Raw genomic sequence first — 18,266 nt, 5'->3', positions numbered from 1 at the left:
GACGGCTCCCGGGCGCATCCGGGAGCCGTCGGCCGCGCCGTCACCCGGCAGTGGAGCGGGCCACCACGTCCGTCTTGGCGGCATTGGCACCGAAGACGCTGACCACCGGGGTCGCGCCCTGCAGGTCGGCCGAGGAGAAGCTCGCCGTCAGCGTCTGCGACTCGCCCGGCCAAAGGGTGGTGTCATTGTCGCCCCAGACCGCCGAGCGCACCTGGTTGTCGCCGGGCAGCTCGTCTCCGGCCGCGGTGCCCCGGCGCAGATCCGCGCGGAGGAAGAACCCCACCGCCGGGGTGGTCGAGGTGTTGGTCACCGTCACGGTGAGCAGCCGGTCCGCCCCGCCCGGCCCTGGCCGGTCGGTGACCTCCGCGGTCGCCGAGACGGTGGCGGCCGGCAGGTTCCGCAGCGCCTTGAGGTCGGCGTAGGACTTCATCACGGCCTGCGGTTGGCCCAGCGTCTTGGACCAGTTGACGACGTCCGGGGTGGTCGAGTTCCAGTAGACGTTGCGGTCCAGCACGGCGCCGTCCCGATGGAGCAGCAGCTCGACGAAGTACACGGTGCCCGCGGCCGTCGGCACGGCCGGTTTCAGCACATTGGTGACCACCTGCTGCGAAGCCAGCGCCAGGGAAGCCGAGTTGCGGTCGTCCAGCAGCTTGCCCGCAGTGTCGTACACCTTGGCCTCGACGGTCAGACCGGACTGGGTGGCGCCGCCGAGGTTGTCGACGGTCACCGTGCCGGTGTCCAGGGCGTAGAGGGCGTGCAGCGGGCGATTGGCCTGCTGGGCGCCGAAGTAGGCGCCGGCCTGATCGCCGTCGTTGTTGTAGAGCGACCAGAGCATGGTCGGCCACCCCTTGTTCAGCTGCCAGTAGATGGTGCCGGTGGCCGGGGCGGCGGAGTCGGTCGAGTGGTCGATGAAGGCCTCGAACTGGGCCCGGGTGGACTCGTAGTTCTGCAGCTGGGCCTCCTCGACGTACTGGGCGAGACTGGTCGCAGCGCCGTAGCGGTTGGTGATGGCGGCATCCAGGTTGAAGTTGGTGCCGAAGGCGTAGCCGGTGTGGCCGGTGCCCTCGTAGTTGTCGTGGTACTGGTTGTCCGCCGGCGCCTTCCAGAGGGCGGTCTGCTCGGCCGGGGAGAGGAAGCGGTTGATCGAGTCGAGCGTCGGGATGGAGTCCCCCGAGCTCTGCTCGCTGTCGAAGCCCCAGGAGCCGCCCGCGTTGGTCTGGGTGGGGTCGCTGGTGCTGTAGTGCGAGGTGTCGTACCAGTAGCTCGGCGGCACCCAGTCGTACGGTCCCTCCTTCTCGCCCGAAGTGCCCAGTTCCGGACTGCTGTTGTACTCGGCGGAGGAGACGAACGGCACGTCGAAGTCGGCCGCCTTGAATCCGTTCAGCGCCAGCGTCTCCTGGGTCGCGGTGGGTGCGTTGTCGCTCCACTGGAAGCTGAACACCGAGGGGTGGTTGCGCAGTTCCTGGCCGAGGGTCTGCGCGGTCAGCTGGTAGAGCGACTGCTGGGCGCCGGTGTAGCCGGTGTTCTCCCAGAAGTCGCAGCACTGGTAGCCGGCGTTGACCAGGATCCCGGCCGCGTCCATCTGCTGGAACCAGTCGGCGGGCATGAAGTGCCCTTCCAGCCGTACGGTGTTGACACCCAGCGACTTCAGCAGGCCGATCTGCCGGGCGGTGTCGGCGGGGTCGTAGCGCAGGAAGAGGTCCGGGTCCCAGCCGCCGCCGCGGATCACCAGCGGGGTGCCGTTCACCGTGAACTGCCGCACACCGCCGGGCGCGCCGGCCGACGGGCCGATCAGTGCCGAATCCACGGTGCGGATGCCGAAGGTGGAGCTGGTGGAGTTGAGAACCACCCCGCTCCGGGAGACCGCGGTGGCGAGCCGGTAGAGCGGCTGGCCGCCCAGCTGGTAGGGCCACCAGATCTGCGGCTTGGCGATCGTGACCACCGGCAGGGTCACCGTCCGGGTGGTGCGGGCCGGTACCGAGACGTCCTGGGTGACCGTCACGGGGTGACCGCCGTCGGGTGCCGTGACGGTGGCCGTGACGGTGCCGCTCTGGGTGGCGGCCGACGTGTTGGTGATGTCGGCCTTCACCGTCAGTGCCGAACTGCTCAGGTCGGCCGCGGTGTTCTGCACCACATGGGCGTTCCCGTCGACCAGCGGGCCACCCGTCTCCAGTTGCACCGGGAACTGGATGCCGGTGTTGTTGTCGGGCGGGATCTGGGTCCAGTCGACGTTGTCGACGCTGAGCATGCTGGTCGGATCGTTCGGATGCAGCTCGATGGCGAGCGAGTTGCCGCCGCCGCGCAGCAGACCGGTGATGTCGAAGACGTGCTGCGCGTACGCGCCGGTGGCGGTCGCGGCGTCGGCCACCCGGGTGCCGTTCACCCAGACGTCGGCCGCGCCCACCACGCCGTTCAGCACCAGCCGGGCGTCCTGCCCGGTGGGCGGGGAGGTGAAGTCCGTGCGGTACCACCAGGGCGCCTTGAACCGGGCCAGGGTCTCCGGGCCGACCGCGGTCAGCCGGCCGTAGCAGCCCTGCATGGTGGTCGAGTAGAAGACGTCGGGGCAGCCGCCGTTCTGCAGCAGCGCGTTGATCTCGGTGCCGGGGGCGCCGCCGCCGTCGTTGGCGACGTTGAGCCAGCCGGTGGTGGCGAATCCCGGGGTGGATATCCGGCTGCCCGACTGGGTGGCGGTGGCGCTGCTCTGCACCTTCCAGCCGTTGCCCGCGCCGAGGTTGACCACGGCCGAGGAACCGGTCGGCGGGTCGGGGAGGTGCGGGCGGACGGCCGCCGGCGGGGCCGGCTCGGCTGCCGCGCCGGCCGTGCCGCCGGGTGGGTGCAGGCCGAGTAGCGCCAGCCCGAGGGTGAAGGCGGCGGTGGTCAGTTTCCTGCCGCGAGCTGCCATGGGAGCTCCTGACTGCCTGAACGGGGGACGGCTCCCGGCCTGGGACCGGGAGCCGTCGGAGGGTGGGATCACTTGGTGGTGAGGGAGGTGTCGTCGACGACGAAGTCGGTGGTGCCGCCGTTGGCGTCGGTCTCGGTGCCGGTGAACTTGACCGTGACGGTCTGGCCGGCGTAGGCGGAGACGTCCACCGTGTGCTGGGTGTAGCCGCTGTTGTGGTCGAGGTTGGAGTAGGAGGCGAGGGTGGTCAGCACCGTGCCCGCGCTGTTGAGGAGTTGGACCTTGAAGGTGTCGGGCTTGGCCGTGCTGGTGTTCTCGGTGGTGTCGGTGTGGAGCCAGTAGCCGAGGCTGGCGGTACAGCCGCTCGGGATGGTGACGGTCTGCGCGATGGTGTCGGTGTCGGCGGTGCTGTTGCCGTCGAACCAGGCGATCCAACTGCCGGAGTGGGCCGGTTCGGCGCTGGTCGCGGCGGTGATCGGGTTGAAGCCGAGCGACGAAGTCGCCGTCCAGGGCGCGTTGTTGCCGCCGCTCTCGAAGCCCGGGTCAGCCACTAGCTGGGTGCCCGTGCAGCCGCCGCCGGGGCTCCCGGCGGCGATGGGCGACCAGTAGTCACCGGCCATCACCAGGTAGACCAGCGTCTTGATGGTCTCGCCGTAGTAGCCGTCACCGAACGGGTTGGTGGCCAGGTACTTCCAGAGGGTGTCGGTCCAGGCCTGGTCGCCGGCCGCCATCGCCGCCGGGCCGACCGCGTCACCGGCCTCCTCCGCCTGGTCGCCGGTGGTGTACGGCGTGCAGTTGAGCTTGGTGTGCGGGTAGACCTTCTGCGGATTGCCGCCGGACTCCTGCTTGGCGCAGGCCTCCTCCTTCTTGGCGGTGGCCAGCGCGGTGGCGCCGCCGTAGAGCAGCGCGTCGGTGCCCAGGTGCCAGGGGACCCGGATCGAGTTGTAGCCGACGATGTTGTCCGGCTGGTCCTCCTGGTAGTTGGCGGGGGCCGGTTGCGGGCTGGTGGTGCCGGCGTTGACCACGAAGTCGGAAAGCAGGCCCGCGCTGGGGGAGTACGCGGTGGTGAACTCGTTGATCAGGGCCTCGGTGCGGGTGATCACCTTGTTCCAGTCGTGCGCGGTGTCGTAGGCCGCGAAGGCCCGCAGGTGGTCCAGCATGTGGTCGCTGGGGCGGGTGTCGGTGTCCGGCCCGTCGTCCTCGCACTTGAGGTGGCCGTCCGGGGCCACGTCATGGGCGTACACGCTCGCCAGCCAGGCCTTGGCGTCGGTGCTGTAGCCACCCCACTGGGCGTCGGCCAGGATCAGGCCGTAGCCGATGTCCAGGTCGCCGTCGGTGGCCGCGTCGGGGGTGCCCGAGGAGTAGTACGTGCAGCTCTTGCCGTCGAGCTGCCACTCCATCAGACCCCACTGGTCCTTGTGGTCCTTGACCAGTTGCCAGAGGCCGTTGAACTCGGTCTGGGCGTTGGCGTCGTAGCCGGCCATCAGGGGCACGATGTTCATGCCGTAGCCCTGGCCCTCGGAGACCGGGCCGTTGTTGGTGGCGTCGCCGTCGCCCTTGGTGGAGACGTAGTACTCGTTGGAGGCGCAACCGTGGACCAGGTAGTTCGCCTTCCAGGAGTCGTACTGCTTCTGGACGGCGGCATCCCGGCCGGCCTGGGAGGTGGACGGCAGCACGCCGACCTTGTAGGTGGTGTGGCTGGGGAACGGATGGCTGACGGCGGCCGCCTGGGCCGGAGCGGCGGCCAGGGCGGTGAGCGGCAGGGTCAGCAGGGCTGACACCACCGTCGAGGCGAGCAGGCGGATTCGCTTGCCGTGGGGGCGCATGCAGGCTCCTGAGCTCTGATTAGTAAAGCTTCCTAACCTGATGGCTCCTTAGGGTCTCCGGCTGAGCGTGGCCCGTCAAGAGGGCGGACGGGCTTCGACCGGAGGGCCGGGGCCGTGGGCGCGCGCCCGTCGCCGCTGCCTCGGCGTGCCGGAGATCGTCCGCGCACCCCCGGCCCGCAGACTGGGAATCATGGAGCCAGTGAGCAGGGGCGACCGGTGACGCCGAAGGTCGGGGGACCGCGGCGGCGTCGGCCGGTCCGCCAGGTCTCGCCCGGCCTGCAACGGTTCGCCGGATACACCTGGCGGCTGCTGGTCGTGGCAGTGGCCGTCTACCTGGTGGTCCAGGTGCTCGGCCGGCTGGTGCTGCCGGTGATCGCCGTCTTCGTCGCCCTGGTGATCACCTCGGTGCTGCGCCCGGCGGCCGACCTGCTGGGCCGTCGGATGCCGCGCTCACTCGCGGTCGCCGCCAGCATCCTGGGCGCCCTGCTGCTCATCGCGGGCCTCCTGGCGGGAATCGGAGCGGCGGTCGCGGAGCGGTGGCACACCCTGGTCAACGAGTTCCGCGGGGGCATCGGGCGGATCGAACGCTGGGTGGAGGGTGCGCCGTTCCACGTCCGCCCGCAGACCGCCGGGGAGCTGCAGGACAAGCTCGGTGACTATCTGTCCAGCCACCGATCCGCGCTGATCAACACCGCGGTCAACCAGGCGGGGCGCGTGGTGGAGGTGGCGACGGGCGCGGCGCTCGCCCTCTTCTGCGCCGTCTTCTTCATCCACTCGGGTGATCGGATGTGGCGCTGGCTGCTGCGGCAGCTGCCGTCCGGGGCCCGGGACACCTGGGACCGGGGCGGGCGGACCGCCTGGCGCACCTTCGCCGGCTACACCCGGGGCATCTTCATCGTGGCGGGCAGCAACGCGGTGCTGGTGGGCATCGGACTGGCGGCGTTGCAGGTGCCGCTGGTGCTGCCGTTGGTGGTGCTGGAGTTCTTCGCCACCCTGATCCCGCTGGTCGGCTCGCCGATCGCGATGGTGATCGCCGCCGTGGTGGCGCTGGCCACGCGCGGCCCGCTCACCGCCCTGATCGTGCTCGGGATGATCGTGATCATCGGGCAGATCGAGGGCCACCTGCTGCATCCGGTGGTGATGAGCTGGGCGGTGCGGATCCACCCGGTGGCCGTGGCGCTCTCGGTGATCGGCGGCGGCATCCTGGCCGGGGTGATCGGGGCAGTGATCGCCGTTCCGGTGGTCTCGGTGATCTGGGCGGTGTACTGCGAGCTGCGGTACGGACCGACCGACGGAGCCTCATGAAGCCTGGTGACTGCGCCTTCTGCGCACTGCTGGCCGATCCCGGGGCGGCGGTCCAGCGGGTCTTCCGCGACGAGGTGGCGCTGGCCTTCCTGGACCACCGGCCGCTCTTCCAGGGCCACCTGCTGGTGGTCCCGATCGCCCATGTGCCGACCCTGCCCGAGTTGCCGACCGAGCTGGTCGGGCCGTTCTTCGAGCGGGTGCGGCGGCTGACCGGGGCGGTGGAGCGCGGCACCGGGGCCCGGGGGTCGTTCGTCGCGATGAACAACCGGATCAGCCAGTCGGTGCCGCACCTGCACGTCCACGTGGTGCCGCGCAACCCCAAGGACGGGCTGCGCGGCTTCTTCTGGCCGCGCACCCGCTACCCGGACGAGGCCACGGCGGAGCGGGTGGCTGCGGCGATCCGGACGGCGCTGGAGCCGGAGGCCTAGGCTGCCGGCGGGACCGCCGGCTCGGGGCGAGTGGGCGCGGCGCGGGGGCGAACAGCCGTTGCTCCGGTAGCCCCGCTTGACGCAGCCGTTGCCTCGCCCGCCGCGAACCGGGCGGAGTTCGCGCTGCAGCGTCTGCTCAGTCCACCTCGACGACCAGGGCGACCGCCCGTCAGGTCACCGTGGCTTCCGCACTCTGTACCGGTCTTGTCGCAAGCGGCTGCACCGGTGCGGACCCGGGCAGAATGACGGCAGCGGAAAGGCCGCGGAAGCGCAGGCCGGCGCCGGGCCGGCAGCAAGGGGGGACGGGATGCAGGCGGACGTCAAGGGCACCACCATGCCGGTGCTGGAGATCCAGCTCGGCCCGGGGGAGCAGGTGGTCTCGGCGCACGGCGAGCTGTCGTGGATGACCGCCAACGTGCAGATGTCGCAGACCACCAGCACCGGCGGGCCGCGCGGTGGCGGGCTGATGGGGACGTTGATGCGGGCGGTCGGCGGCGGTGGACTGTTCCTGACGCGCTACCAGGCGGAGGGCAGTGCCGGGCTGGTGGCGTTCGCGGCCAAGGTGCCCGGGCACATCGTCCCGGTGGACGTGGCGCCCGGGCGCGGAGTCTTGGTGCACCGGCACGGGTGGATCTGCGGCACCCCGGGCATCACGCCGACCATTGCCCTGCAGCAGTCCTTCCGCGGCGGGCTGTGGGGTGGCGACGGCTTCGTGCTGCAGCGCCTCGAGGGCCAGGGGCGGGCCTGGATCGAGCTCTCCGGCGAGCTCAGCCAGTACACCCTGGGCCCCGGGCAGACCATGCTGGTCCACCCCGGACATGTCGGAATGTTCGAGGAGCAGGTGCAGTTCGGCATCACCCGGGTGCCCGGCATCGCCAACAAGATCTTCGGGGGCGACGGCTACCACCTGGTCGCGCTCACCGGACCGGGGCAGATCTGGCTGCAGAGCATGCCGCTGCCCAACCTGGCGCACGCCCTGGAGCCCTACCTGCCCCGGGAGGGTGCGAGGTAGTTCTTCGGGGGCCCCGAGGCTCTGGGGGCGGGTGGCGACCGGAATTCCCCTGTGTCGGACTCTTGTTCGTCCTGTCGGCGGTGCGGGATCATCACGGGATCCGACAGGCGGGGGGCGGGCACGTCATGGGCGCCATGGTGACCGGTGCGAGGGTGGCGGAGGGAGCGGCGCCGGCGGGTCCGCGGCAGCTGGCGGTCTTCCTCACCGCCAAGACGGTGTCGGACATCGGCTACGCCCTCGACTTCATCTGCCTCTCGGTCTTCATCTGGGAGCGGACCCGCTCGGGGGTGGCCACCGGGTTGGTGAGCGTGGCCCTGTACGCGGGCGCGATCGGCGGCGGGCGGCTCGGGCACCGGTACGGGGACCGCTGGGACCGGCGGCGGGTGATGATCGGCGCGGACCTCGTGCGGGCGCTGATGCTGGCGCTACTGGCCGTGCTGCCCGCCGCCGTGCAGCGCTGGTGGCTGTACCCGGCGGTGGTGCTGGTGGGCGCCGGACGCTCGGTGTTCGAGGCGACGATGTCCGCCGCGACCCCGGTGCTGGCCGGGGCACGCACCCAGGCCGTGAACAGTGCGCTCGCCGGCCTCAAGGGGGTCGCCTTCATGCTCGGGATGGGGCTGGCCGCCGTGCTGGCTCCGGCCATCGGCTACCGCGGGGTCTTCGGGCTGGACGCGAGCAGCTACCTGCTCTCCGCACTGGTGCTGCTGGTGCTCCGGCTGCGCATGCGGGAGCCGGGCGGGCGGGCGTCCGGGGCGCGGGAGCGGGAGCGCGCCGGGGCCTGGCCGGTGCTGGTGGGCGCGGGGCTGGCGGGTCTGGTGGTGCTGCGGGTGCTGGACGCCTTCGGCAGTTCGTCCCAGCACGTGGGGCTGCCGATGCTGGGCACGCTGCTGCGGCCGACCGAGCCGGCGGTGGTCTCCGGCGTGGTGTGGGGCAGTTGGGCGGCCGGGCTGCTGCTGGGCAGCTTCGTGCTGCGGCCGCTGGCGCGGCGGCTGCTGGAGCGGGCGGGCGCCCTGGTGTACTGCCTGGCCACCATGGTGATGTCACTGGGCTTCATCGGCGTCTTCTGGCTGGACGGTTGGTGGCCGCGGCTGCTGGCGGCCGGGCTGGCCGGGCTGGGCGACTCGCTGAGCGAGATCACCTACAAGCAGTCGCTGCAGCGGCTGCCCGACGAGCGGCGCGGAAGGGCGTTCGGGCTGTCGCAGATGGCGGTGAACGCGGGCTTCATGGCCGGACTGCTCGTCACCAGCCTCGTGCTGCGACCGGACCGGCTCGCGCCGTGGGTGCTGCTGCTGCACGGCCTGCCGCTGCTGGTGGCCGGCTGGATGGCGGTCGGCGCGGCCCGGTCGATCCGTTCCGCCGGACCGGGGCCGGCCCCGGTGGCGGAGATCGCGAAGGGAACGGCCCGATGACGGGTGAGCCCGCCGGCCCGCGCGCCTACCTCGACCACGCGGGGCTGGGCCGGCTCCGCCCGGGGGCCGTCGCCGCGATGCGGACGGCCCTGGAGGAGGTGCTGCCGCACGGCAGCACCGAGGTCGGCCGCGTCTTCGGGGCACGCACCGCGTCGCGGCGGTCCTTCGCCCGGCTGCTCGACTGCACGCCGGAGGAGATCGCGCTGGTGCCCAACACCTCCACCGGCATCCACCTGGTCGCGGACGGCCTGGACTGGCGCCCGGGGGACCGGGTGGTGCTGTTCGACCGAGACTTCCCGGCGAACGTCCGGCCCTGGCAGCGGCTGCGGCGGCGCGGCGTCGAACTGTCCTGGGTGCCGATGCGCCAGGGCGGCTACCGGATGGCGGACGTCGCCGCGGCGGTGCTCCCGGGTACCCGGTTGATCGCCGTCAGCCACGTCAACTTCGCCACCGGTTTCCGCTGCGACCTGGACCGGATCTGCGAACTGGCCGCCGAGGCGGGGGCACTGGTCTGCGTGGACGCGGTGCAGAGCCTGGGCGTGCTGCCGCTCTCGCTGGCCCGGACACCGGTGGACTTCCTGGCGGCGGGCGCGCACAAGTGGCTGGGCGGCCCGCCGGGCACCGGGGTGTTCTTCTGCCGGGCCGCCCGGCTGGAGTCGCTGCGCACGGTTCCCAGCGGCTGGTTCGGCTACGAGGAGGCGGCCGAGGTGACCCGGGGCCACCCGGGCGGGCTGCGCTACGACCGGCCGCAGCGGGCCACCGCCGCCCGGGTCGAGGGCGGGATGTACGACCTGCTCGGGATGGTCGGTCTGGCCGAGGCGCTGGCCGAGCTGGAGGCGGTCGGGATCGGCGCGGTCGCCGACCGGGTGCTCGCCCTGGGCGACCGGCTGCGGGCCGGGATCAGCGCCCTGGGACACCACCTGGCGATTCCCGACCGGCGCGGGGGGCACTCCGGGATCGTCAGCTTCAGCAGCCCGGAGAAGACGGGTGCACGCATCGCCGGGGAGTTGGCCTCGGCGGGAATCCAGGTATCGGTTCCGGATGGGTTGGTCCGGGTTTCCCCGCATTTCTGGACGACCGATGAAGAAGTCGAGGTATTTCTGTCGGGATTGGGTGTGCAGACGTCTTGACGGCCCTGTGCAACCGCCTCGAGAATTTCTCTCAACCGATCGCCGGTTCACTTCCGAGAACCGGCTAGCTGGCTGAAAGGGGTTGCGAAATGGCTTACGAGAGCTGGGAGTCCCTGGCGGACGAGGTCGAGATCACCACCGGTGCCGCGGACTGCTGGACCTGCCTGGTCGACGACGCCGCCTGATCTCGGCGATTCACCGGCATGCCCTGCCCCCGGTCCCCGGCCGCAGGGCATGCCGGCCATTTTCGAAGGGCGGTCCGAAGGGCGGGTGGAACAGCACGTGAACCGGTGGGAATTCAGTCGCGGAATAGTCGGGGTGAACGCGCCCAGCTGGCTCACCTTCGAGGTGCACCGACCGTATTTCGACGGCGCCGAGTCGCCGGCGACGGTCATTCAGGCGCGTTCTCCGGTACTGGCCGCCCGGCGTTTCGAGCGGCGTGCTCCCACCGCGCTGCGATTCGGCATGACCATGCCCGCGAGCTACCGGCGGCTGCTGGTGGAGGAGTCCCGGCTGGCGGCGTACCGGGCCGCCCGGCCGACCGACCTGCCCGAGGAACTGGCCTCCCCCGCCTGGCGGCGGATGGCCGCGGCCCACCGGCGGCACACCGAGCTGGACCTGGTGGACCGGGCGGGCCTGGCGCACTGGCTGGTCGCCGCCTGCCTGCCCGCGGCCGTCTTCGAGGACGTGCTGCCGGCCGACCTCGACCCGGCCGACTGCCAGGACCCGGTGGCGGCGGGCCTGCAGGCGGCCCGGGCGGTGGCGCTGTTCGCCGCCGAGGGGCTCTCCGAGCGGACCGCGGCCGCCTACCGTCCGCTGGTGGACCGGCCGTCGCCCACCGTCGCCCACGTCCAGGCGCTGGCCGGCTGGGGCTACCTGCTGGCCAGGCACGCCGGTGACGACTCGGCCGCGCCGCTGCTGCTCGACCGGGCCCGCGGTCTGCTGAAGGAGATCGAGGGCGAGCTCACCACCTTCGAACACACCGTGCTGACCGCCCGGTTGGCGCTGCGCGAGGTGATGGCCGCCGAGCGGCACCAGGACTTCGCCGGTGCCCGGGCACTGCTGGCCACCGTCCGGCAGGAGGTGGCCGGGCTGACCGCGCCGGACCAGGACGACGAGCTGGTCCTGCTGGAGACCCGCCGCCGGCTGCTCGACCGCTCGCTGGAGATCGCGGTCCGGCTCGCCGACGGGCCGGCCGAACAGGAAGCCCTCGCCGAGGGGTTGGCGCTCGACCCGTGGGACGTCAAGATCCGGATGCAGGCCGCGCAGGCCCATGAGCGGGTGGGCGAGCACGAGGCCGCGCTCGCCGGCTACCTGCACGCCGCCCGACTCGGCCCGTTCGGCACCGCCTTCGCCCTGCTGCGGGCCGCCGCCTGCGCCCGCACCCTCGGCCACCGGGAGTTCGCCCGGGTGCTGGACGAACGGGCGTTCCGCGCCGCGCCGCGGGCCCGCGCCACCCGGGACGCCCTGCTGGCAGCCTGCCGGCAGGACGGCGACCAGGCCCTCGCCGAACTGGTGGAGCGCACGGCCACCCGCGACCCACAGCGGCCGTACGCCAACAACTGGCACTACCGGATGTACGCCGCCTACTTCAACCTCGGCGACTCCGAGTCGCCCGGCCTCTATGCCAAACTGCCGACGCTGGCCTACGAGTTCGCCGAGCGCGGCGAGCGCCCCGAGGTGAACTGGCAGCGGCTGATGCCACCGGCCTTCCGGGGCAACCTGATCCGCGAGTCCGGCCTCACCGAGTTCGCCGTGGCCCACCCGGCCGACCTGCCGGAACACCTGCGCACCCCGCGCTGGGAGCAACTGTGCGACTGGGTCGCCGACTTCGAGCAGCTGGGCACCGAACAGCAGCACCAGGTCGGGGTGGTGCTCTACCGGATCGGATTCGCCCGGCTGGTCCTGGAGTTGATCCCGGCCCGCCCGGCCGACCAGCTGCGCACCGCGGCCGAACTGCGCCTGCACCACTGGCGTGACGTGGTCCGCTACGTGGCCGCTGTGGGGACGGGCGTGGCCGCCCCGGAGACCTCCTTCGCGATCGCCGACCATCCCGCCTGCCCCACCCAGCTGCGGTTCGTGATCGCCGTGTTCGCGGTGGTGTTCCACGCCCGCGAGACCAAGTCGGTCGCGCAGGCCGAGCGGTGGCGGCAGATCGGGGCCGCCGCGCTGGCCGAGCTGCTGGCCGATCCCGGCTACTCGCCGTTCGAGAAGACGATGATGGAGAGCCGGTTCTACCGCAGCGTCAGCTTCGTGCCGTTCCTGCGCAAGGACCGGGCATGGCTGGCCGACGACATGGACCGGGCGGAGGAGTCGGCCCGGCGGGTGCCGGCCGAGGGGCCCTACCAGGAGTTCCTGAAGCGCGAGAACCTGCGGGCCTGCGTGGAGAGCCGCTCCAAGGAGTGCTACGCCTTCGGCGAGGACGAGCAGGGCGACCGGCTGGTCGCCGAGGCGCTGGAGCTCGACCCCTACGAGCCCAAGACGCACATCGAGGTCGCGGAGAGCCTGCTGCGGCGCGGGCGGCCCCGCGAGGCGGCGGACAGCTACCTGCGCACCGCCCGGCTCGGCCCGGTCTCCACCGCGCTCGGGTACGCGTCCGCGGCCGAGTGCCTGCGCCGGGCGGATGCGCCGGTGCTCGCCGAGGACTGCTACCTGCAGGCACTCCGGCTGGACCCGTTCGCGATCTCGGCCGCGCGCGGGTGGGCGGAGGTCGGCGATGCCGGCGGGATGGGCGAACTGGCCCGCGGCTACCTGGCGGAGCTGGAGGCATGGGGGGCCGAGCGGCGCGCGGGGCGGCAGCCGTGACGGTCGGTTGGGGCCTGCGGAGGGAGCCGGCGGACGACGTCGAGGCCGTGGTGCGGCCGGTGTGGGCGGGCGAGCCGGCGCAGGGGCTGTCGGCGGCGTACCTGTCGGCGACGGGCTTCGCCGGCGAGGTCGGGCAGGTGCTGCAGCTGCCCGGCGACCCGGTGACGGTGCTGCTCGGGGTGGGGCCGCGGGAGGCCGGACCCGCGGGCTCCGCGGCCGTCAGGACGGCCGCGGCCGTGCTGGCCCGGGCCGTCCGACCGTACCGACGCCTGGCGGTCCAGCCACCCGGAGACCATCTCCGGCAGCTGGTGGAGGGCTACCTCCTCGGCGGCTACCAGTTCGACCGGTACCGCAGCAGCCGGTCCCGCGGCACCACCGAGACCCCGCTCCACCAGTGGATCGACCTGCTCACCCCGGACAGCGCCGGGGCGCGGCGCGCCGTGACCGAGGGCCGCCGGGTGGGCGAGGCGGTCCTGCTGGCCCGCGACCTGGTCAACGAACCCGGTGAGGCACTGACCCCGCAGGCCTTCGCCGAGCGGGCGACCGTCGTTGCCGGGCGGGCCGGCCTCAGCTGCGAGGTCTGGGACGCGGAGCGGATCGCCGCCGAGAAGCTGGGCGGGCTGCTGGGGGTCAGCCGCGGTTCGCTGGTGGAGCCGCGGCTGGTGCGGCTCGGCTACCGGCCGGACCGGTGGAGCCGGCGGATCGCCCTGGTCGGCAAGGGCGTCACCTTCGACGCCGGCGGGCTCTCGCTGAAGCCCAATGCGCACCTGGCGGGGATGAAGGCCGACATGGCGGGTGCGGCGGCCGTCCTGGGCGCGATGTCGGCGCTCGGCGCACTGGGCTGCGAAGTGGCGGTCGACGCCTGGCTGCCGCTGACCGAGAACATGCCGAACGGCGATCCGATTCGGATCGGCGACGTGCTGGTGGTGCGTGACGGCACCACGGTGGAGGTCTGCCACGCGGACGCCGAAGGGCGGCTGATCATGGCCGACGCCCTGGTCCTGGCCGCCGAGAGCGCACCCGATGCGATCATCGACCTGGCCACCCTGACGGACGCGGCCGCCATCGCGCTCGGCCGTCGGATCGGCGCGCTGATGGGCACCGACGAGCCCCTGCTGGACCGCCTGCGAGCCGCCGCCACCCGGGCCGGCGAGCCGCTCTGGCCGCTCCCGCTGCCGGACGCCTACCGGCCGCAGCTCCGCTCCAAGGTCGCTGACCTGGTCAACTACACGCTCGGCACCCGGCACGGCACCGCGCTGCTCGCCGGCCTTTTCCTGCGCGAGTTCATCCCGCCCGGCCTGCCCTGGGCGCACCTGGACATCCAGGGCACGGCCCTGTGCGACGCGGACGACGGCGAATGGGTCGCGGGCGGCACCGGCTTCGGGGTGCGCACGTTGATCGAGCTGCTCACGGCCGGCGCGATGAGCCGACCCGGCCCCACCGGGCCGGCACGTTGATCGAGCTGCTCACGGCCGGCGCGGTGAGCCGACCCGGCCCCACCAGGCCGGCACGTTGATCGAGCTGCTCACGGCCGGCGCGGTGAGCCGACCCGGCCCCACCGGGCCCACCGTGGTGAACTGAGCTGACGGAACGTCAGCAAAGGAGGCTCAAACCCGCCGAGCCGGCCCGCGTCGAGGTGAAACACGTCACGGTTCAGACCCCTGCGCCCGCCGCGCCCGGACGTGTAGGTTCCTGCGGCCAAGGGGAGCTCTCTCCCCGATCGCGGATTCCTGTCAACAGCTCCTGCGACGAGAGTGAGCCACGAGAGATGTCTGCACACGGCTCTGCACACCACAAATCCCCGCAGCGCATCGGCGTGGTCGCCGAGTCCGCCCCGGGTGAGACCCGGGTCGCGGCCACCCCGTCGACCGTGCGCGGGCTGCTCGCCCTCGGCTACGAGGTCGTCGTCGAGTCCGACGCCGGCTCGGCCTCCGGCTTCACCGACGCGGCCTACGTCGAGGCGGGCGCGACCATCGGCGACGCCTGGGCGGCCGACACCGTCCTGAAGGTCAACGCGCCGTCGGCCGGGGAGATCGCCCGGCTGAGCGACGGCGCGACCGTGGTCGGCCTGCTCGCCCCGGCACAGCGGCCCGAACTCCTGGAGGCGCTGGCGGCCCGCCCGCTCACGGCCCTGGCGTTGGACGCGGTGCCGCGGATCTCGCGGGCGCAGTCGATGGACGTGCTCAGCTCGATGGCGAACATCGCCGGCTACCGGGCGGTGATCGAGGCGGCCCACGTGTTCGGGCGCTTCTTCACCGGCCAGGTGACGGCCGCGGGCAAGGTTCCCCCGGCGAAGGTCCTGGTGGCCGGCGCCGGTGTGGCCGGGCTCGCCGCCATCGGCGCCGCCTCCAGCCTGGGCGCGATCGTCCGCGCGACCGATCCGCGGCCCGAAGTGGCCGACCAGGTACGGTCATTGGGCGGCGAGTACCTGGCCGTCGACATCGCGCAGGAGGCCAGTGCCGACGGCTACGCCAAGGCCACCACGGCCGACTACGACCGGGCGGCCGCCGAGCTCTACCACGAGCAGGCCGGGGACGTGGACATCGTCGTCACCACCGCGCTGATCCCCGGCCGCCCCGCCCCGCGCCTGCTCACCGCCGAGGACGTGGCGGTGATGAAGCCCGGCAGCGTGATCGTCGACATGGCGGCGGGCCAGGGCGGCAACGTCGAGGGCACCGTACCGGGACGAGCGGTGGTCACCGACAACGGCGTCACCATCATCGGCTACACCGACCTCGCCGCCCGGCTGCCCGCCCAGGCCTCGCAGCTGTTCGGCACCAACCTGGTGAACCTGCTGAAACTGCTGACACCGGGCAGGGACGGCCGGCTGGTCCTCGACTTCGACGACGTGGTCCAGCGCGCGGTGACCGTGGTGCGGGCCGGGGAGGTCACCTGGCCGCCACCGCCGGTGGCCGTGTCGGCCGCCCCCGCCGCGCCACCCGCCACCGCGCCACCGGTCGTGGCGCCGAAACCGTCCCGGCTCTCCCCGGCCGCCCGGTTCGGCCTGATCGGCGCGGGCCTGGCCGCGATGTTCGCCGTCGTCGGCTTCGCCCCGGCCCAACTCGCGGAGAACTTCACGGTGTTCGCGCTCGCCGTGGTGATCGGCCACTACGTCATCGGCAAGGTCCACCACGCCCTGCACACTCCGCTGATGTCGGTGACCAACGCGATCTCGGGGATCGTGGTGATCGGCGCCCTGCTGCAGATCGGGCACGAGAGCGTGGTCGTGACCGTGCTGTCCTGCGCGGCGATCCTGCTGACGAGCGTGAACATCTTCGGCGGCTTCGCCGTCACCCGCCGCATGCTGTCGATGTTCTCGACGTCCCCGAAAGGCGCTGAGCCCCGATGACTTCGATCACAGCTTCGCACGCCGCCGACCTGGTGGCCGCCCTGCTGTTCATCCTCAGCCTGGCCGGGCTGTCCCAGCACCGCACCTCCCGCGCCGGCGTCGGCTACGGCATCGCCGGCATGGCCCTCGCGCTGGTCGCCACCGTGGTGCTGGCGGCGCAGAGCATCACGGCCGGAGCGGTCGCCCTGATCGTCGTCGCGATGGCGCTGGGCGGCGCGATCGGCCTGTGGCGGGCGCGGCGGGTCGAGATGACCCAGATGCCCGAACTCATTGCCGTACTGCACAGTTTCGTCGGCCTGGCCGCGGTGCTGGTCGGCTGGAACAGCTACCTGGAGGTCGAGTCGCACGGTTCGGCGCAGACCCGGATCGGCACAGACCTGCTGGGCATCCACCACGCCGAGGTGTTCATCGGGATCTTCATCGGCGCGGTCACCTTCACCGGGTCCATCGTCGCCTTCCTCAAGCTGTCCGGCCGGATCGCCTCGCGCCCGCTGACGCTGCCCGGCAAGAACGCACTCAACCTCGGTGCGCTCGGCGCGTTCGCGGTGCTGACGGTCTGGTTCACCGTCAGCCCGGACCTCGCCCTGATGACCGCGGTCACGGTGCTCGCGCTCGCGTTGGGCTGGCACCTGGTCGCCTCGATCGGCGGCGGTGACATGCCCGTGGTCGTCTCCATGCTCAACAGTTACTCCGGTTGGGCGGCGGCGGCCGCCGGATTCCTGCTCGACAACAACCTGCTGATCGTCACCGGCGCGCTGGTCGGCTCCTCGGGTGCCTACCTGTCGTACATCATGTGCAAGGCGATGAACCGCTCCTTCCTCTCGGTCATCGCGGGCGGCTTCGGCATCGAAGCCCCGTCGAGCGGGGACGAGGAGCAGGGCGAGCACCGCGAGGTCCGCGCCGGGGAGGTGGCCGAACTGCTCGCCCGGGCCAGGTCGGTGGTGATCACCCCGGGCTACGGCATGGCGGTGGCGCAGGCCCAGCACCCGGTCGCGGAGCTCACCCGGCGGCTGCGCGGACGCGGCGTCGAGGTCCGCTTCGGCGTCCACCCGGTCGCCGGCCGGCTGCCCGGGCACATGAACGTGCTGCTGGCCGAGGCGAAGGTGCCCTACGACATCGTCCTGGAGATGGACGAGATCAACGACGACTTCGCCGGCACGTCGGTGGTGCTCGTCATCGGGGCCAACGACACCGTCAACCCCGCCGCCACCGAGGACCCGGCCAGCCCGATCGCCGGCATGCCGGTGCTGCGGGTCTGGGAGGCGGAGCACGTCGTCGTCTTCAAGCGCTCGATGGCCTCCGGCTACGCGGGAGTCCAGAACCCGCTGTTCTTCCGGGAGAACAGCAGCATGCTCTTCGGCGACGCGAAGCAGAGCGTGGAGGAGATCCTCCAGGCCCTGGGCGGCGGCGGGGGCGCGTCCGACCCGGCGGCCCACCAGACGGCCGCCGCCGGCTGAGCCGAGGCCCCGGGGCTGCCCTCCGGTGCGGCCCGCCCTGTAGGGTCGTACCGAGGCAGTCCACCGGAAGGGAAGAGACCATGGCCATCGAGAAGGCGATCCTCGCCGGCGGCTGTTTCTGGGGCATGGAGGAGCTCTTCCGCCGGCAGCCCGGTGTGGTGTCCACCCGGGTGGGCTACACGGGCGGCGACGTGCCCAACGCCACCTACCGCAACCACGACGGCCACGCCGAGGCCATCGAAGTCCGGTACGACCCGGCCCGGACGGACTACCGGGCGCTGCTGGAGTTCTTCTTCCAGATCCACGACCCCAGCACCAGGAACCGGCAGGGCAACGACATCGGCACCAGCTACCGCTCCGCCATCTTCTACACATCCGACGAGCAGAAGAGGACGGCGGAGGACACCATCGCCGACGTCGACGCCTCGGGCCTGTGGCCGGGCAAGGTCGTCACCGAGGTCAGCCCCGCCGGCGACTTCTGGGAGGCCGAGCCGGAGCACCAGGACTACCTGCAGAAGTTCCCCAACGGCTACACCTGCCACTTTCCCCGCCCCGGCTGGAAGCTGCCGCGCCGGGCCGAGGGCTGACGCGCCGGGCCGAGGGCTGACGCGACAACGCCGCCCGGCCGCCGCGGCGACCGGGCGGT

12 protein-coding genes are annotated in these 18,266 nt (G+C 72.3%); 10 read left to right on the top strand and 2 right to left on the bottom strand.

What is annotated here, in order from left to right; translation table 11 throughout:
* Positions 1-40: 40 nt before the first annotated feature.
* Both LN042_RS25170 and LN042_RS25165 read right to left on the bottom strand, forming a co-directional pair.
* Positions 41-2,902, bottom strand: a complete 2,862-nt coding sequence (locus LN042_RS25170; RefSeq protein WP_230053622.1) for a glycosyl hydrolase 2 galactose-binding domain-containing protein — start codon at positions 2,900-2,902, stop codon at positions 41-43.
* 68 nt (positions 2,903-2,970) lie between these two features.
* On the bottom strand, positions 2,971-4,725 hold the full coding sequence (locus LN042_RS25165; RefSeq protein WP_230053621.1) for a glycosyl hydrolase family 8: 1,755 nt from the start codon (positions 4,723-4,725) through the stop codon (positions 2,971-2,973).
* 216 nt (positions 4,726-4,941) lie between these two features.
* Here LN042_RS25165 and LN042_RS25160 point away from each other — a divergent pair, with 216 nt between their 5' ends.
* The 10 genes from LN042_RS25160 (at position 4,942) to msrA (ending at position 18,207) form a co-directional block, all read left to right on the top strand.
* Positions 4,942-6,030 carry an AI-2E family transporter gene (locus LN042_RS25160; protein WP_230053620.1) on the top strand — a complete coding sequence of 363 codons (1,089 nt, stop codon included), beginning with the start codon at positions 4,942-4,944 and terminating at the stop codon, positions 6,028-6,030.
* Positions 6,027-6,458, top strand: coding sequence for an HIT family protein (locus LN042_RS25155; RefSeq protein ID WP_230053619.1), 432 nt, complete (start codon positions 6,027-6,029; stop codon positions 6,456-6,458). The genes LN042_RS25160 and LN042_RS25155 overlap by 4 nt, the downstream gene beginning before the upstream one ends.
* A 307-nt stretch (positions 6,459-6,765) precedes the next feature.
* Complete coding sequence (locus LN042_RS25150) at positions 6,766-7,470, top strand: AIM24 family protein (RefSeq protein WP_230053618.1); 705 nt, start codon at positions 6,766-6,768, stop codon at positions 7,468-7,470.
* Between the two features lie 125 nt (positions 7,471-7,595).
* A complete protein-coding gene (locus LN042_RS25145) occupies positions 7,596-8,879 on the top strand; it encodes an MFS transporter (RefSeq protein ID WP_230053617.1) in 1,284 nt (427 codons plus the stop codon).
* Positions 8,876-10,009 (top strand): aminotransferase class V-fold PLP-dependent enzyme, encoded by a 1,134-nt coding sequence (locus LN042_RS25140; RefSeq protein ID WP_230053616.1) that lies wholly within the window; start codon positions 8,876-8,878, stop codon positions 10,007-10,009. Before LN042_RS25145 ends, LN042_RS25140 begins: the two co-directional genes overlap by 4 nt.
* Positions 10,010-10,327: 318 nt before the next feature.
* The gene (locus tag LN042_RS25135; protein ID WP_230053615.1) at positions 10,328-12,814 is read left to right on the top strand and encodes a tetratricopeptide repeat protein; all 2,487 of its coding nucleotides are present in this window, start codon (positions 10,328-10,330) and stop codon (positions 12,812-12,814) included.
* Positions 12,778-14,271: a leucyl aminopeptidase gene (locus tag LN042_RS25130; protein ID WP_230053614.1), complete on the top strand. Its 1,494-nt coding sequence runs from the start codon at positions 12,778-12,780 to the stop codon at positions 14,269-14,271. Before LN042_RS25135 ends, LN042_RS25130 begins: the two co-directional genes overlap by 37 nt.
* Positions 14,272-14,582: 311 nt before the next feature.
* Entirely contained in the window at positions 14,583-16,163 is a 1,581-nt protein-coding gene (locus tag LN042_RS25125; RefSeq protein WP_230053613.1) for a Re/Si-specific NAD(P)(+) transhydrogenase subunit alpha, read from the top strand.
* The gene (pntB, locus tag LN042_RS25120) at positions 16,160-17,620 is read left to right on the top strand and encodes a Re/Si-specific NAD(P)(+) transhydrogenase subunit beta (RefSeq protein WP_230053612.1); all 1,461 of its coding nucleotides are present in this window, start codon (positions 16,160-16,162) and stop codon (positions 17,618-17,620) included. The genes LN042_RS25125 and pntB overlap by 4 nt, the downstream gene beginning before the upstream one ends.
* Before the next feature lie 80 nt (positions 17,621-17,700).
* Positions 17,701-18,207 (top strand): peptide-methionine (S)-S-oxide reductase MsrA, encoded by a 507-nt coding sequence (msrA, locus tag LN042_RS25115; RefSeq protein WP_230053611.1) that lies wholly within the window; start codon positions 17,701-17,703, stop codon positions 18,205-18,207.
* Positions 18,208-18,266: the final 59 nt, after the last annotated feature.

It is taken from the genome of Kitasatospora humi (assembly GCF_020907985.1).
Taxonomy (GTDB): Bacteria; Actinomycetota; Actinomycetes; order Streptomycetales; family Streptomycetaceae; genus Kitasatospora; species Kitasatospora humi.
This window is presented reverse-complemented; position numbering and strand designations above follow the sequence as displayed.

Excerpts from the sequence above, each read along its gene's own strand:
- msrA (WP_230053611.1), top strand. The coding sequence starts at position 17,701 with ATGGCCATCGAGAAGGCGATCCTCGCCGGCGGCTGTTTCTGGGGCATG.
- LN042_RS25140 (WP_230053616.1), top strand. The coding sequence starts at position 8,876 with ATGACGGGTGAGCCCGCCGGCCCGCGCGCCTACCTCGACCACGCGGGG.
- LN042_RS25145 (WP_230053617.1), top strand. The coding sequence starts at position 7,596 with ATGGGCGCCATGGTGACCGGTGCGAGGGTGGCGGAGGGAGCGGCGCCG.
- LN042_RS25165 (WP_230053621.1), bottom strand. The coding sequence starts at position 4,725 with ATGCGCCCCCACGGCAAGCGAATCCGCCTGCTCGCCTCGACGGTGGTG.
- pntB (WP_230053612.1), top strand. The coding sequence starts at position 16,160 with ATGACTTCGATCACAGCTTCGCACGCCGCCGACCTGGTGGCCGCCCTG.
- LN042_RS25155 (WP_230053619.1), top strand. The coding sequence starts at position 6,027 with ATGAAGCCTGGTGACTGCGCCTTCTGCGCACTGCTGGCCGATCCCGGG.
- LN042_RS25170 (WP_230053622.1), bottom strand. The coding sequence starts at position 2,902 with ATGGCAGCTCGCGGCAGGAAACTGACCACCGCCGCCTTCACCCTCGGG.
- LN042_RS25130 (WP_230053614.1), top strand. The coding sequence starts at position 12,778 with ATGGGGGGCCGAGCGGCGCGCGGGGCGGCAGCCGTGACGGTCGGTTGG.
- LN042_RS25150 (WP_230053618.1), top strand. The coding sequence starts at position 6,766 with ATGCAGGCGGACGTCAAGGGCACCACCATGCCGGTGCTGGAGATCCAG.
- LN042_RS25125 (WP_230053613.1), top strand. The coding sequence starts at position 14,583 with ATGTCTGCACACGGCTCTGCACACCACAAATCCCCGCAGCGCATCGGC.